The sequence below is a fragment of the Nonomuraea sp. NPDC048901 genome, assembly GCF_040649695.1.
Taxonomy (GTDB): Bacteria; Actinomycetota; Actinomycetes; order Streptosporangiales; family Streptosporangiaceae; genus Nonomuraea.
The window spans coordinates 46,552-61,559 of sequence record NZ_JBEZFW010000019.1 but is presented as its reverse complement, the minus strand read 5'-3'; the positions used below and the strand labels follow the sequence as shown (position 1 = coordinate 61,559).

At 70.4% G+C, this 15,008-nt stretch carries 13 protein-coding genes; 6 read left to right on the top strand and 7 right to left on the bottom strand.

Annotated elements, in window-relative coordinates; translation table 11 throughout:
• Positions 1–243 precede the first annotated feature (243 nt).
• The 4 genes from AB0C30_RS45610 (at position 244) to AB0C30_RS45595 (ending at position 4,246) form a co-directional block, all read left to right on the top strand.
• On the top strand, positions 244–741 hold the full coding sequence (locus AB0C30_RS45610; RefSeq protein WP_357955992.1) for a hypothetical protein: 498 nt from the start codon (positions 244–246) through the stop codon (positions 739–741).
• A 78-nt stretch (positions 742–819) separates the two neighbouring features.
• Entirely contained in the window at positions 820–1,182 is a 363-nt protein-coding gene (locus tag AB0C30_RS45605) for a hypothetical protein (RefSeq protein WP_357955989.1), read from the top strand.
• A 114-nt stretch (positions 1,183–1,296) separates the two neighbouring features.
• The gene (locus AB0C30_RS45600) at positions 1,297–1,998 is read left to right on the top strand and encodes a hypothetical protein (protein WP_357955986.1); all 702 of its coding nucleotides are present in this window, start codon (positions 1,297–1,299) and stop codon (positions 1,996–1,998) included.
• A 664-nt stretch (positions 1,999–2,662) separates the two neighbouring features.
• Positions 2,663–4,246 carry an NAD(P)/FAD-dependent oxidoreductase gene (locus tag AB0C30_RS45595; protein ID WP_357955983.1) on the top strand — a complete coding sequence of 528 codons (1,584 nt, stop codon included), beginning with the start codon at positions 2,663–2,665 and terminating at the stop codon, positions 4,244–4,246.
• Between the two features lie 205 nt (positions 4,247–4,451).
• Here the strand turns inward: AB0C30_RS45595 and AB0C30_RS45590 are convergent, their stop codons facing one another.
• Entirely contained in the window at positions 4,452–5,297 is an 846-nt protein-coding gene (locus AB0C30_RS45590) for a serine hydrolase (protein ID WP_357955981.1), read from the bottom strand.
• Between the two features lie 62 nt (positions 5,298–5,359).
• Positions 5,360–5,854: a VTT domain-containing protein gene (locus AB0C30_RS45585; RefSeq protein ID WP_357956329.1), complete on the bottom strand. Its 495-nt coding sequence runs from the start codon at positions 5,852–5,854 to the stop codon at positions 5,360–5,362.
• Positions 5,855–6,003: 149 nt separating this feature from the next.
• On the opposite strand from AB0C30_RS45585, the gene AB0C30_RS45580 reads away from it, so the two are divergent.
• On the top strand, positions 6,004–6,525 hold the full coding sequence (locus AB0C30_RS45580) for a hypothetical protein (RefSeq protein ID WP_357955979.1): 522 nt from the start codon (positions 6,004–6,006) through the stop codon (positions 6,523–6,525).
• Here AB0C30_RS45580 and AB0C30_RS45575 read toward each other — a convergent pair.
• From AB0C30_RS45575 to AB0C30_RS45565, 3 genes are all read right to left on the bottom strand, one after another.
• Positions 6,494–9,862: a BTAD domain-containing putative transcriptional regulator gene (locus AB0C30_RS45575; protein WP_357955976.1), complete on the bottom strand. Its 3,369-nt coding sequence runs from the start codon at positions 9,860–9,862 to the stop codon at positions 6,494–6,496. The two genes, AB0C30_RS45580 and AB0C30_RS45575, sit on opposite strands and share 32 nt — an antisense overlap.
• Positions 9,863–9,943: 81 nt before the next feature.
• Positions 9,944–10,999, bottom strand: a complete 1,056-nt coding sequence (locus tag AB0C30_RS45570) for a lysylphosphatidylglycerol synthase domain-containing protein (protein ID WP_357955974.1) — start codon at positions 10,997–10,999, stop codon at positions 9,944–9,946.
• Positions 11,000–11,048: 49 nt separating this feature from the next.
• The gene (locus AB0C30_RS45565) at positions 11,049–11,867 is read right to left on the bottom strand and encodes a PIG-L family deacetylase (protein ID WP_357955972.1); all 819 of its coding nucleotides are present in this window, start codon (positions 11,865–11,867) and stop codon (positions 11,049–11,051) included.
• A gap of 39 nt (positions 11,868–11,906) precedes the next feature.
• Here AB0C30_RS45565 and AB0C30_RS45560 point away from each other — a divergent pair, with 39 nt between their 5' ends.
• Positions 11,907–12,989, top strand: coding sequence for a glycosyltransferase family 4 protein (locus tag AB0C30_RS45560; RefSeq protein WP_357955970.1), 1,083 nt, complete (start codon positions 11,907–11,909; stop codon positions 12,987–12,989).
• 10 nt (positions 12,990–12,999) lie between these two features.
• On the opposite strand, the gene AB0C30_RS45555 is transcribed toward AB0C30_RS45560, so the two are convergent.
• Positions 13,000–14,457, bottom strand: coding sequence for a DUF2079 domain-containing protein (locus AB0C30_RS45555; RefSeq protein WP_357955968.1), 1,458 nt, complete (start codon positions 14,455–14,457; stop codon positions 13,000–13,002).
• A 126-nt stretch (positions 14,458–14,583) separates the two neighbouring features.
• Positions 14,584–14,964, bottom strand: coding sequence for a hypothetical protein (locus AB0C30_RS45550; protein ID WP_357955966.1), 381 nt, complete (start codon positions 14,962–14,964; stop codon positions 14,584–14,586).
• Positions 14,965–15,008 lie beyond the last annotated feature (44 nt).

Genomic DNA, 15,008 nt, shown 5'->3' with positions numbered 1-15,008 from the left:
CAGGCTTCTGCCGCTGTCCCGGACTGTTCGGGTGGCCGATAAAGGGCTTGGGCGATTTCAGCGACATAGAGCGCTTGATGGCTGCATGGCTCTTCTGCGCGACGCCTCATAATGCAGCGCCAATCGGAATCATAGTGTCCGGCGTGATGTCGCGGCCACCCCTAAGCCTGGGTATGTGGGCTCGGCCGAATCCCTCCTAACTTTAAGGAGTCAGGAGCTCGCCACCCTAAAAGGGGAACAGAAATGCGCGGTAAAGTCACCACCAGGCGCGGGATGCGCAGGCTCGGCAGTGCCCTCATCGCCACGGGGCTGTTGTCGGCCGGCCTGATCGCGTCCGCGGCCGGAGCGAGTGCGAGCACCGCCTCCGCTCGCTCGTTCTTCAGCTTCGAGGTCTTCCTGAGCAACCACACGGGTTGCGACCTGGTGCTCGTCACGGCACGGCTCGACCACGGCGAATGGAGCAGACGGCCGCCGGCCCGGATCAAGTCGGGCAGGCTCGTCAGCTGGGAATCCGAGTCGAACGGGGTCGCCACTGGAACCGAAGGAGAGGCCGACTACATCACCGAGAACTGCGATCCCTCGAGCAACAACACCAAGAGGATCCATGCGCACTGGGACAACCCGGCCTTTGGTAGCAATTCCGGCGACGCTGCCGGAACGGACCCCGCCTTCCGTACCAACGTCGTGATCGGGGGCGGTCACCACGCGGGCGGGCAGTTCACCTACTTCCTGCCTGAGTGATCCAGCCCGGTAGCAGAAGTACCAGCGGATTCACCGAGCGGTGGGCGCGGGGTTCCCCGCGCCCACCGCTTACCACCGATGGGCCCTGTCGGCTGTGGCCGGCGCGACCTCGACGGCGGCCGTACGGTCGGCGGGTACTTCGACGGCCTGGGTGTCACCGGAGGATGGAAATCCGAATTCAGCGAGATTTTCGCGGGGACCAATGGGTCTGCCGTGGCCCATGACTGCATGGACGGGCGGTTGACCTCACGAAGTGTGCGCGTTAACTGGTTCACCTCGTTCCTCGCCGCCATTTCCTATGATGCCGACAGCACCGAGCCGGCCTTCCGGGTCGATATCAACGGCGATTCAGAAGAGCACGCGACCGTGCGGTTCACGCTGCGGGCGGCATGGCTTCAGGTCGGCAAGTTATTCCGAAACGATGGTCAAGGTACGCCTTGACGGCTTCCTGGGCCGAAGTTATTTTGTGCGCATGATCAAGAGGAAAAAGCGGAAGCGTACGTTATGAGAGGGCCGTTCCGCAGTTGGCGGCACGTGCTCACCACCCTCTTACTCGTGGCGGCGACCCTGGCCATAGGTCAGGGCGCCGCGTACGCCGACTACCCCGGCGACGTGTGCAACGAGGCGGCGCAGGACGACATCGTCACCGTCAGCGGCGAGACCTGGGAATGCGCCTACGACGGGGACATCGACGACTACATCTGGAAGCCCACGTTCGAGGAGCTGGGACCGCCCGACTACTGGATCTTCAGCTACGGCTGGGCCACGTCCACCACGGGCGGCTATGAGCACGGCACCCGGTCACGGGTGGAGTTCCTGCGGGACGGCGTTCACACCGGGGCCGACGGCTTCTCCTACCGCGATGGCAGCCGGCGGCGCACCACGCAGGTCAGCGAGAGCCTCCTCTACTACTGGGACGGCGGCACCTGGGTGCAGTGCGGCGGCACCGGGCAGGTGTCGGGCTCGTCCTCCTTCACGTTCGCCCCGACCTGGGGCTGGGGCGGCGCCTGCGGCGAGGACCGCTACTACGCGACGACCGCCTGGTCGTGGCAGTGGACGGGCTCGGCGTGGAACGGCTCCTCGGCTTGGTCCGGCTTCCTCTGGGCGCCGTGCCGGGGGTGCCTTGCGGCGACGGACCCGCCACCGCCACCTACGGGACGGCCCTCGGTCGACCCGCCCGCACCGCCGATCGGGCCACCTGGACGCCTGAAGCTGCGCCCGCCGACGGGCACGACCCCGAAATCGGTACGGATGTGAGAAGCCCGGCTCGGGCCTGACTCCGGCTCGGGCCCCGCCCCGGGGCCTGGCCTGCCCCCGGCTCGGGCTTGTCCGGCCTGCCCCCGGCTCGGGGACAGGCCCGTGCCTGGAGGCGCTTGGCCCGTCATGCAGAACGCCGCCACCCGGCGGGTGGCGGCGACCTCTTGGGCGAACCGGGCTCTGGCCTTCGCCCTTTCCATCCGGTCGAGCCTGAGCGGCTTGCCGGCCGCCCCGGGTGCCGTCCTTTTCGAAGACCTCGCAGACGGCTCCCTGTCCGCCGGAGCCGAGCCGTCCGCAGAGCCGGTGATCGCCCACCTGCCGGTCAGCTCCTCGGGCGAATGGCGCTTGAACCATCGAGCCCCCCGCTTTCGATGGAGGAAGCCACCACGCGCGCCTCGGGCCGCAGGTGGGATCCAGCGTAGATCGGGTGACGGGCCGGGCACCTCAGGGCCCGGCCAAGGGATAGCCCTAAGGCGGCACCGCACCAGGACAGCCATTCGAGCCCCGGGCCGGCCGGTAACCGCTGTCCGGCGGCCGTGTTCTTCCCACAGGCCGTGCTCTTCTGTGCGGTCGGCCGGTAACCGCTGTTCGCGGGGCCGTGCTCCCTCGTACGGGCCGTGTTCTTCTAGAGGGGAGGTCCATCTCGATCGCCGATGGAGGCGCGATGCCCGCAGGATCGACCGACCACGACGTGATTATCATTGGTGCCGGATTCGCCGGCCTGTACATGCTCCACCGCCTGCGCGGCCTAGGCATGGCCGCCCGGGTCCTGGAGGCGGGCAGTGGCGTCGGCGGCACCTGGTACTGGAACCGCTACCCCGGAGCCCGCTGCGACGTCGAGAGCCTGCAGTACTCCTACTCCTTCGCCGAGGATCTCCAGCGCGAATGGACCTGGACCGAGCGGTACGCCGCCCAGCCCGAGATCCTCCGCTACCTCGATTACGTCGCCGACCGCTTCGACCTGCGCCCCGACATCCAGCTGGACACCCGCGTCACGGCCGCCTCCTGGCAGGCGCCCGGAGTCTGGAGCGTCGAGACCGGCGACGGCGAGCGTCTGTCGGCCCGCTACCTCGTCACCGCGGTCGGCTGCCTGTCTGTGGCCAACCTGCCCGCTCTGCCCGGTTCCTTCGAGGGGCCGAGCTATCACACGGGACGGTGGCCGGCCGAGGGCGTGGACCTGTCCGGGCGGCGGGTGGCGGTGATCGGCACCGGCTCGTCGGCCATCCAGTCCATTCCGGTCATCGCGGAGAGCGCCGAGCACGTGACGGTGTTCCAGCGGACGCCCAACTTCAGCGTCCCCGCGCACAACGGGCCGCTGTCGCCGGAGTACGACCAGTGGTTCAAGGCCAACCACCAGGACCTCCGCCGTCAGCTGCGTACCTCCCACAGCGGTCTCCTGACCAGCCCCAACCCCGACTCCGCCCTGGCGGTGACGGACGAGGCGCGGCGGCACGAGTTCGAGGCGCGCTGGGAGCGGGGCGGCCTGGGCTTCCTCGGCTCGTTCTCCGACCTGCTGACCAATGAGGAGGCGAACAGGACAGCCGCCGGCTTCGTCCACGGCAAGATCCGGGCCACGGTCCAGGACCCGGCCGTGGCCGAGCTGCTCCTTCCCGGCGGCCACCCCATAGGAAGCAAGCGGCTCTGCGTCGACACGGGCTACTACGCCACGTACAACCGCCCGAACGTCACCCTCGCCGACCTCAGGACCGCGCCCATCCGGAAGCTCACCCCCGGCGGCGTGCGTACGGCCGAGCGCGAGCATCCGGTGGACGTGATCGTGTACGCGACCGGGTTCGACGCGATGACCGGGCCGCTGCTGGCCATCGACATCCGGGGCGAGGGCGGGCTGTCGCTGCGGGACAAATGGCGGGCGGGGCCCAGGAGCTATCTCGGGCTGATGAGCGCCGGTTTCCCCAACCTGTTCACGATCACCGGGCCGGGGAGTCCGTCGGTGCTGAGCAACATGATCGTCTCGATCGAGCAGCACGTGGACTGGATCGCCGAGTGCCTGGAGCGGCTGGACGGGCAGGTCATCGACGCGGATCCGCAGGCCGAGGACACGTGGGTGGGGCAGGTGAACGAGATCGCGGCGCTGACGCTGTTTCCGCGGGCGAACTCCTGGTACATGGGGGCGAACATCCCCGGAAAGCCTCGGGTCTTCATGCCTTACGTCGGCGGTGTCGGCGTATATCGGGATAAATGCAGTGAAGTGGCTGCCAAGGACTATCAGGGGTTTCTCCGCGGCTGAGGCGCCGCCCCACGGCCCCACGGCCCCGCGGTCCCGGCCGCCTCGCCGAGAGCGGGGGCCGCCCGGTCGTACGCGAGGTCGGTCAGACAGCGGGCGCGGCGGTCGAGCCGCGGACGATCAGCTCGTGCGCGAACAGCAATCGCCCGTCCTCGGCGAGCGGTCGCGGCCCGGCGATGACCGGGCAGGTCGTCGCCGGGCCGTGGGATCAGCTGCCGGCGATCTGCTCGCCCGCGTAGTCGAGCAGCTTCTCGGCCGTGCTGAAGCGGCGCGCGTCCTGGTCCCCGAGGAGCACGCCCACCACCTGCCTGCCGCCGCGCTCCGCCGCGAACAGCAGGCAGTAGCCCGCCGCGTTCGTGTAGCCGGTCTTGACCCCCAGCACCCCGTCAGCCTGCGTGAGCAGTTTGTTGGAGTTGCGCCAGGTGTGCGCCCGGTGCGCGGATGTCTTGGCCACCTTGTGCACCTCGCGCCCGACGACCGTCTTGAACGTCGTGTCGCGGAGCGCCGCCTGCGCCAGCTTGGTCTGGTCGACGGCCGTGGAGTAACCGCCGTTGCTGGGTACGGGCAGGCCGTCGGCGTTGGTGTAGCGGGTGTCGGCCAGGCGCAGCTGCTTGGCCGCGGCGTTCATCTTGGCGACGAATGCCGCGTTGCCCGGCCCGTACGTCCTGGCCAGCGCGTTGGCGGCGTCGGCCCCCGACGGGAGCATGAGCCCGTACAGCAGGTCCCTGACCGTGAGCCGCTCGCCCTTCTTCAGCGAGGCGGTGGTGCCGCCGTACTTGGTCGCGTGCTTGACGTCAGCCGCGGTGATGGTGATGGTGTCGCCCAGTTTGGCCTCGCGGAGCACCACGTACGCCGTCATCACTTTGACGAGGCTGGCGACCGGGACGCGGCTCGTCTCCCGCTTGTTGAAGTGGATCGTTCCCGCTGAATCGACCACATACGCTGATTTTGCCGCCACAACGGGCGGGTCCGCCGCCTGCGCGGCCGTTGCGGGCGACGAGATCCCCACGACCACGGCGAGTGCGGCGCCGCCGATGAAACCCCCAATATGCATGCCGACATGGTCGCAGGTGATCAACGCTTAATATGCCGAACTCTGTCCCAAGTTGAGGACACTCAGGCGGCCAGCACCTTGTCCGCCCGCTTCTTCCGGCGCCACACGACGAACCCGACCACTCCGCCGACGAACAGCACCGCCAGGACCGCCGCCGTGATCGGCGACCGCGCGGCGACCTGGAGCCAGGCCCAGACCAGCGCGCTCAGGCCGAACCACCAGATGGGCGCCCAGGTCAGGCAGCCCAGCGCGCTGGCCACGAGGTACCAGGGGTAGGAGACGCGCAGGGCCCCGGCGACCCACGGCAGCGTGTGCCGGAGCATGGGCACCCAGAAGCACCCGTAGACCGCGAACGCGCCCCACTTCTCCACGACCCGCTCGACCTTCGCGATCCGCTCGCGACCGAGCCGGACGCCGATGCGCGAGTCGTACAGCTTCTCGCCGAGCCTGCGGCCGATCCAGTAGTACGCCTGGAACGCACCGAACAGGGCGATGATCAGCACGACCCCCAGCCAGATCGGCCCCACGGGTTCGATGGTGATCGCCAGCTGTCGCATCAAGGACCCCACCCCCCGTCGCGTGCTTTAGGTCAGCCTTACCTTAGTTGAAGGGGCAAGCCGTCGCCACAGCAGGGTGCAACTCGTCGACAACCAGGGTTCAACCACCTTCGCGTACCACTGTAGGTGAGCAAGAAGGAGTGTTGATCATGGCAACGAGAAGCACCGCGGTTCTGGCCTCCGGCACGGCCAGCACGGCCAAGCTCTTCGTGGCGGCCCTCGCCTTCACCGGAGCCTATGTCGGTTTCTCGGCCTACGACACCGCCAACTCCGCGCCGCACCCGGCGCAGACGGTCACCTTGTCGGCCCGCGAGCTGCCCATCATCTCCCCGACCACCGCCCGGACGCCCCAGGCCGCCAAGCCGGGCAAGATCAGCGTCAGCGCGCTGCCGGTCGGCGATGCCGGGTGTGTCAAGACGTTCGTGGCCCGCAGTGTGGTGATCAACCCCGAGCCCGACCACACCGTCCTGTACGGCTGGGAGCTGTCCCGCTGGAGCCCCGGCACCAACACCTGGCACTCCTACTTCGTCAACTACGACGGCTTCGCCGGTAACACGAAGACCGTGCGCTGGAACCCCAGCATCACGAACAACCCCGGCTGGTATCGCATCGAGCTCACCGTCGAGGGCGCCAAGACCATCAAGAGCGACCGCTTCCAGGTGAGTTGCTGACCGACCGCCGCGCCGCTTCCACCCAGCGCGGCACGCCGACCCGCTCGGCCACCTCCAGCGCCTTCTCGTAGTGGGCCCGCGACGCGTCCGGCTGGCCCAGCCGCACCGCCAGGTCGCCGAGCGTCAGGGCCACCGGCCAGAGCGCCACGACCCCGGTGCCGGCGCCCGCGATGCGGTCGGCGAACGGCTTGAGCTTGTCGTAGCAGTCGATCATCCGTTCGCGGTCGTCGAGCAGCATCCCGGCCAGCGCCCGCCAGGTCATCGCCAGCTCGTACAGGAAGTCGGGCCGCACGGGCGGGCGTACGGCGGCCACGGCCTTGGCGTCGGCCACCCGGCCCGCGGAGGCGAGCGCCAGCGCGTAGGCGTCGAGGGTCCACTTCGCGCCGCGCTGGTGGGCCGCCGCGATCTGCCCGACCGTCTCGGCCGCCCGGCCGTCGACCAGGTGCAGGCAGAACGTGGTGATCAGCGGCAGGTCCTGGCGGCCCTCCAGCATGCCCGCCCGCTCGGTCATCCTGGCCGCGTCGGCGTAGGCCCGCTCGGCGCCGCGGTAGTCGCCGGCGATCATCAGTCGCTGGCCGGAATACCAGGCGCAGACGGCCGCCGGCGCCGACAGGTCGTACTGTCTGGCCAGCCGGTCGGCCGCGGCGGCGTGCTCGTCGGCGATGGCGAACTCGCCGCGGGCCGCCGCGCATTCGAGCAGCACCAGGTGGGCCAGCGCCTGCGTGGCCATCTGCCCGGAGCGCTGGGCGACCTCCAGCAGCTCGCGGCCGATGCTCTCGCGGGTGTCGACCGCCGGGATGTCGTAGGACTGCCGCAGCCGCCCGCTGAGGGCCGCCGCGAGCAGCGTCGGGTCGCCGCTCTGCCTGGCCAGCTCCAGCGCCTCCAGCGACGCCTGCCGCCCCCGCTCGGGCGAGGAGGAGCCCTCCAGCTCCAGCGCCAGCGTGGTGAGCAGGCTCGCGCGCAGCGTCTGCTCCCCTTCGGGGAGCTCCATCAGCGCCTTCTCGGTGACGTCGACGATCTCCCACGCGGTGCGGGTGAAGTCGCGGGCCATCCCCTTGTGCGGTACGGCGAGCGAGGCCGCCACCCGCGCGGTGATCTCCAGGTCGCCCAGCGGCAGCGCGGAGTCCATGGCCTGGCGGCGCAGCAGCCGCGCCGCGGTCATGTCGCCGCACAGCGCCAGGGCCCTGATCTGGCGGAGCATGAGCTGCAGCCGGTCCTTGGTGTCGCCGCCGGTGCGGTCGAAGGCCGCGATGGCCTGCTCCCACAGCGTGGCGGCCTCGCGGTGGGCGAATCTGCGCTCGGCCTGCTCGGCGGCCAGCCCGGCGTAGTGGACGGCCTTCTCGGCGGCGTCGGCGAGGAAGTAGTGGTGCGCCAGCGCCGCCACGTCGGACGGTGTGCGCCGCTCGATGACCGACGCGACCGCCGCGTGCAGCCGGGTGCGGCGCAGCCGGGAGGCGTCGGAGTAGATCGTGTCGCGCACCAGGTCGTGATCGAACCTGAGCAGCCCGGGCCCCGGCTCGGTCACCAGCCCGGCCAGCAGCGCCGCCTCGACCGCCTCCACCACGGCGTCCTCGTCGCCCGCCACGTCGACCAGCACGTCGACGTCGACGTCGCGGCCGATCACCGCCGCCTGCAACAGGATCTGCTGGGCTCCGGCGGGCAGCCGGGAGATGCGCCGCCGCAGCACGTCGCGCACCCCTGAGGGCACCCGCGACAGCACCTCGACCGCGCTGGCCCGGTCGGCCGCGCCCTCGGAGTCGAGCAGGCGTACGGTCTCGCGCACGAAGAACGGGTTGCCGCCGGTGCGCTCGACGATGGACTCGACCGCGTCCTCGTCGATCTCGCGCACACAGGTGGCCCTGACCAGCTCGCCCACGGCCTTGGGGTCGAGGCCGGACAGCCCGACCCGCACCGGGCCGAGCCGGGCCAGCGCGGCCAGCACGTCGGACTGGCGGTCGTCGAGCTCGCTCTCCCTGCAGGTGACCACGAGCAGCACCCGGCTGGTGGCCAGCAGGCTGGGCAGCGCGCGCAGCAGCGCCAGCGTCTGGTCGTCGGCCCAGTGGAGGTCTTCGAGCGTGAGCAGCACCGGCGCGCGCCGCGCCACCCCCGCGAGGTAGCCGCCGACCGCCCGGTGCAGCCGGAAGCCGCCGGACACCTCGTCGTCGTCGGGATCGGGGTCGGCGTCGTCGAGCAGCGGCGCCAGCAGCTGGGCGTATTCGCCCGCGCCGGTCATCCCCACCAGGGCGCGCAGAATCTCCACCCACGCCCAGCCCGGCGGTGTCGCGCTGGAGTCGGGGCAGGCGCCGGAGGCGGTGATCCAGCCGTCATTGGTGAGCTTGCCGTCGAGCTGGCGCAGCAGCGTGGTCTTGCCCGCGCCCGCGACGCCCGCGACGATCGCCACCTGGAACCTGCCGGTGCGCGCGGCGGCCGTGGTGAGCCTGGCCAGCTCGGCGTCGCGGCCGACGAACGGCTCGGGCTCCAGTGGCGGCGGCTCGACCGGGGCGGCGGGCCGGGGCGGCCAGGTGTCGGTGGGCGCCTGCACGGGCCTGGACGGCCGTGGCGCGACGCTCAGCTCCAGCTCGGGCGCCTGGGCCAGGATGTCGGACTCCAGCTTGCGCAGCGCCGGCCCCGGGTCGATGCCCAGCTCGTCGGCCAGGATGCCCCTGGCCCGGCGCAGCGCCGCCAGCGCGTCGCCCTGCCGGCCGCAGCGGTAGAGGCCGAGGCCGAGCAGCCGCCAGCCCTCCTCGCGCAGCGGGTGCTCAGTGGTGAGCGCCTCCAGGTCGGGCACGGTCTCGGCGGGCAGGCCGAGGCGCAGCCCGGTGTCGGCGTGCCGCTCGCGCGCCACCAGCCGCAGCTCGGTCAGCCTGTTGACCTCGGCCTCCGCCCACTGCTGGTCGGCGAAGTCGGAGTAGGGGGTGCCCCGCCACAGGCCGAGCGCCTTCTCCAGGCGGGCGCGCGCGGACTGCGGATCGCCCTCTTCGAGGTGTTCGCCCGCCGCCCTGACCAACTGCTCGAACTTGAGCGCGTCGACCTGGTCGGGCGCCACCCGCAGCGCGTAGCCGGAGGCGACGGTCACCAGCAGGCGGTTGGGCCCGCCCCGCGGACGGCCCGGCTCCAGCACCCGGCGCAGCCGGGAGATGTAAACCTGGAGCCCCGACTGGGCTCCCTTGGCCGTGTCGTCATCCCACAAGTCGTAAAGGAGCGTGTCAACCGGCACGACCTGACCTCTGGCCACGAGAAGTCGGGCGAGGACGGCCCGCTGCCGCAACCCGCCGAGGTCGAGTTCGTCGTCGTGTTCGTACGCCTCGACTGGCCCCAGAACTCGGAACGCCACCATGTCAGCCGCCACGCTATGCGGGCTTCCGAATCAGGCACAAGGGCCGTGATTGATTAACGCCTGTTCGGTTTGGGATTGTCACTAGGGGGCCTTCGAGATCGCGGACGGGGGCTCCGCGTCGGCGTTCCTGGCGTTGCGCCTGCGCAGTAGCGCCCACGCGCCTAGAGCGAGGCCGCCGAACGGGATCTCGATAGTGTAAGTCCAGAAGCCGAAAAGCAGTGCGGTCGCCGTCGCCGGGGCGGGTGCCACGCCGAAGGCGTAGAGCAGCGCGGCCACGCCGCTCTCCATGATCCCCGCGCCGCTCGGGGTGACCAGTGCGCTGGTCAGCACGCGTGACAGGGCGAAGACGGCGATCGACTGGGCCAGCCCCGGATAGGCGCCGGTGGCGTGCATGCAGACGACCATGATCGCCCACTGGAAGCCCAGGAAGAAGACCATGGCCAGCGACAGGCCGATCGAGCGCGACTTCACGATCTCGGCGGTGTCCTTGCGCAGCCGCTCAAGCGCCTCGGAGGCGTGGAACTTCAGCCTGAGCAGGCGTACGAGGAAGTCGAGGCCCTTGCCCAGGAGGGCGGCGGCGCGGTCCCAGTAGAGGGCGGCGGCCACGACCAGGCAGAGCGCCAGGATCGACACCGCGCCCACCCAGCCGGCCTTGGCCACCGTCGGGTTGGGCGCCTTGCCGGCCGCCAGCAGCGCGATGATGCCGACGGCGGGCAGGATGAATCTAAACAGAGTGTTCCAGATGCCGCTGACCAGGGTCATCACCACGATCGAGCGGTTGGCGAACCCCCAGCCCCTGGTCATCGCGAACGTCAGCGCCACCCCGGCCGCGCCGCCGAACGGCAGCAGGTTGCTCACCGCGCTGCCCGCCGCGTTGAGCGAGAGCGCCTGCAGGTTGTTGAGACCCGGCAGCGAGTTGGTGAGCACGAAGGTGTAGGCCAGCAGGCTCAGCAGCCAGACCACGGTCATCAGGGCGATGGTGCCGAAGCTGAGGCTGTGGAAGAGCGCGCCGATCTCGCGCCAGGACACGGGCTTGCCGGTCAGCGAGTGGACGATCTGCGGCAGGTAGACCACGAGGGCCAGGGCCAGCGCCAGGGAGAGCGCCGACAGCGTGATCTGGAGCCATCTGTTCTTCATCGGGGTACAGTCTGCCGCTCGCGGGGGCGGCCCGGATCATACTGGGGACTTATTTCGGCCATTGGTCCAGAGGATGATTGAGGCGGGTGCCGGGTGGGAGATCACGCCGTACGTACCACTCGGTGCCGAAGACGAGCCGGTAGAGCGGGCCGGGCACCTTGAGCATCACGGCCAGCGTGCGGTCGCTGTCGCCGCCGGTCGCCTGGGAGGCGTGCGCGGACATGGACGCCCGCTTCTGTTTCGCATATTTCCGGACATTTACCCGGTGGGTGATCGTCTCACTCGCCGAGTAGGCGCTCTCGAAGGTCCGTACGTCGAACTCGGGCGGGAACCGGTAGAACTTCCCCGCCAGCTTCAGCAGCCTGACCAGCGGGTCGCGGTTGACCGTCGCCTCCAGCACGACCGCCGTGCCCGCGATCTCCGCCGCCCGCCGCCCCACCCGGTGCACCTGGACGTGGTCGGGATGGCCGTAGCCGCCCGCCGGATCGTAGATCGACAGCAGGTCCGCCTGCTCCTCCTCCAGGATGGCGGCCAGCTTTCCGGCGGCCTTCTCGGAGTCGGCGTCGATGAAGGCGTCGTCGGGCCGCTCTTCGGCGCTGCCGCCCTGCGGGCTCAGGCCCGAGTCGCCGTAGCCGAGGCACTCGACGCGGGCGCAGCCGAGCAGGGCCGCCGACTCGTACAGCTCCTTCAGGCGGGTCGCGCGCAACTCCTCGCCCGGCCCCATCTCGGCCAGGCCGCGCTCGCCGGCGGTCGCCACCACGAGGACCACGCGGTGTCCCTCGGCCGCGAGCATCGCCATCGTGCCGGCCGTCAATAGGGCCTCGTCGTCGGGATGGGCGTGGAAGAACACAGCGGTACGTGGAGGCACAACGCCCAGATTAGTCTGGGAGGGGTGCGGATCTTTCACGTGAGTGACTGTTACCTGCCGCGACTCGGGGGGATCGAGGTTCAGGTCGCCGACCTCGTGCGTACGCAGCGCGAGGCCGGCCACGCCGTCGATGTGGCGACCGCGACCAAAGGAGAGGCGCTGCCCGGCGTGCACCGGATCGTCGCCAGGATGCCCTTCGACCTGCCGGTTCACCCGTTCGGAGTGGGACATCTCACGCGGCGGCTGACCTCCACGCGGCCCGACGTGGTGCACGTCCACATGGGCGCGGTCTCGCCGTTCGCCTGGATGGGGGTGCGGGCCGCGAAACGGGCCGCGATTCCCTGCGTCGTGACCGTGCACAGCATGTGGGATCCCGTCACGCGCGGCGTCTACCGGTTGCTGCGCCTGGTCTACGGCTGGCAGAGCTGGGGGCTGGTGGCCACCACGGTCAGCAACGCGGCGGCGGCCCCGATCCGGTCGGTCGCGGGGGAGGGGGTGCCCGTGCACGTGGTGTCCAACGGCCTCGACCTGTCGGGCTGGCGGTTGTTCTCCGGGTCGCCGCCGGAGCCGCGCGAGGAGGTGCACATCGTGGCCGTGGGCCGTCTGGCGCCGCGCAAGCAGCCGGTCCGGCTGCTCAAGCTGCTCGACATGGTCCGTTCCCGGGTCCCCGCGGGCATTCCGCTGCGCGCCACGGTGATCGGCGACGGCCCGGCGCGCGCCCAGATGGAGCGTTACCTGGCCAGGCACGGCATGACGGGCTGGGTCTCGCTGCCGGGACGCTACACCCGCGAGCAGATCGCCAAGGTGCTGGAGTCGGCCGACGTGTTCGTGGCGCCGGCGCCACGCGAGTCGTTCGGGATCGCCGCGCTGGAGGCCCGCGCCGCCGGGCTTCCCGTGGTGGCGCGGGCGCAGAGCGGGGTGGCCGACTTCGTCCGGCACGGCACGGAGGGGCTGCTCGGCCGCAGCCTGGGCGACCTGGCCGCCGCCGTGGCCCGCCTGGCCACGGATCCCGAGCTGCGGCAGCGCATGATCGCTCACAACCGCGCCGTCCCTCCGTCGGCGGGCACCTGGCCGACCGTCCTGGCGGGCTTCGACCGGGCGTACGCGGAGGCCATCGGATAAGCCGACCGGGTCATGTACGGCGTAGCACCACATAACCATCGCGGTCGAACACCTTCGTGTATCCCTCGGTCACCAGCCGGTCCACCTGGGCGCGCTGATCGTCAGGGGAGCCGAACGGGTACTGCCAGCGGGCCGTGTCGGCCGCCACCCACGCGGCGCCGCGCGGCTGCCCGGTCCAGAGGAGGACGGTGGTGCGGGAGGTCAGGGCCGGGCCGAGCGAGTTGGCGGCCTCCACGGTGACGCCCGTGGGCACCGCGGCCACCGCCGCGGCGGCCGATTCGGTCCTGATCTCCTCCGCCTTGTAGAAGGCCGGATGGTAGAGCTGATCCAGGGCGAACTTCGGCACCAGGGTGAGCGCGACCACGAGCGCGCCCGCCGACCAGGCCAGCTTGAGCGAGCGGTCGTCGGCGCGCTTGACCCGGCGCAGCAGCCTGGACAGCCCGTCGACCCCCGCGAGGAGCAGGATCACCACGGTGAAGGCGTTGTACTGGAAGTCGGCCCGCCACCACGGCTCGCGGTCCGACAGCATGCGTTCGAGCACGTGCGGCAGCGCGACCAGCGACAGCGGCGACAGCAGGCAGAGCAGCAGCGTCGGCCAGGCCAGCAGGAACAGCGTGTCGACCTTGGTCTCCTCGCTGAACGGCAGCAGCAGGGCGTTCAGCGGGTCGCGCAGCAGCGTCAGGATCGCGCTCGGCGCGTCGGGCCCCAGGTGGCCGTAGGCCCAGAAATCCTGGCTCTGGCCGCCGAGCAGCGAAATGAGCGCGCCCCGGGTGAGCATGACCCCGCCGAGGCCGATCGCGGCGCAGCACAGCCCGCGGAACCTGTCGCCGGTGAGGAAGAGGTAGAGGCCGAAGCCGATCACCGTGAGGCCCATGTCCTCCTTGACCAGGAGGAGCGCGCCCATCGCCGCGAAGGCGGGCAGCAGCCGCCCCGCGTGGTAGCGCTCGATCATGATCGCGGTGAGCAGCGGGACGAACATCACCTCGTGCGCGTCGAACGCGATCGCCTGCGCGACGGGCCACGACAGCGCGTAGGCCACGGCGACCAGGTAGGCCGGGGCGGTGCCCAGCATCCGCCTGGTGAACAGCCAGATGAACGGGATCGCGGCGGCGAACAGCAGCGCCTGCGCCACGATCAGCGAGGCCGGGCCGTCATGGATCCAGTAGAAGGGCGCCAGCAGCGCGTAGATGGGCGAGAAGTGGTCGGCGAGCTGGAGGTAGTCCAGCCCCCGGTCGTGGAAGGCGCCGACCATCGGGATGTACGGCGGCCGGAAGTGCGCGTAGTTGCGCACGGCCTGGTCCACGATCACCAGATCGAACGTGCTGGCGCGATAGGTGGCCAGCTTGACCAGGCCGAGTACGGCGTAGACGGCGGCCGAGATCACGGCGATCAGCCCGACGCGCAGGCGGTTCGGCGTGATCCGGGCCGTCCAACGGGCAGCGCCCGCTGCCAGAGCTTCCCCCGTCACGGGCAGCAAGCGTAGACCGATTCCCCCTGATCGCGTTCGCGGAAAAGTTCCCCCTGGACCGCGAACGCGACAAGGCCGCCGCGCCGAGCCGCCCCCCGCGGCCGGTGCGGCATGCCGACACAAGCGTCAGGTGCAGGCGCTCTGGATCTTCGTTACGAAGCTCTGCAACTTCTGGACAGAGTCCATCGAGCCGGTGGGATCCTTGGCGTCGATCTTGATGCCGTCGAGCCCGGTGGCAAGGTCATTGAGCGCGGCGGCGAGGTCGCCGTCGTACTTGCCGGCCAGGGTCTTCACCTTGGCGGCGGCCTCATCGCCGGCCTTCTCGAAGGCCTTGGGATCGGTCGCGGCCGAGGTCATGCTTCCGTTGAAGTCAGTCATGATCTTCGTGACTTCGCTGCCCATCTGGTTGCAGTCCACAGCGTTGCCGATGGCACCACAGGCGGTGGTGAGGCCGGCAAGAGAAAGCGTCGCGATCGCGATGGCGATGCGACGACGAGGGGGTGTCATTTCCGTGCCCTTCGTTGCGTTTAGCGACGAATCGACATTATGGA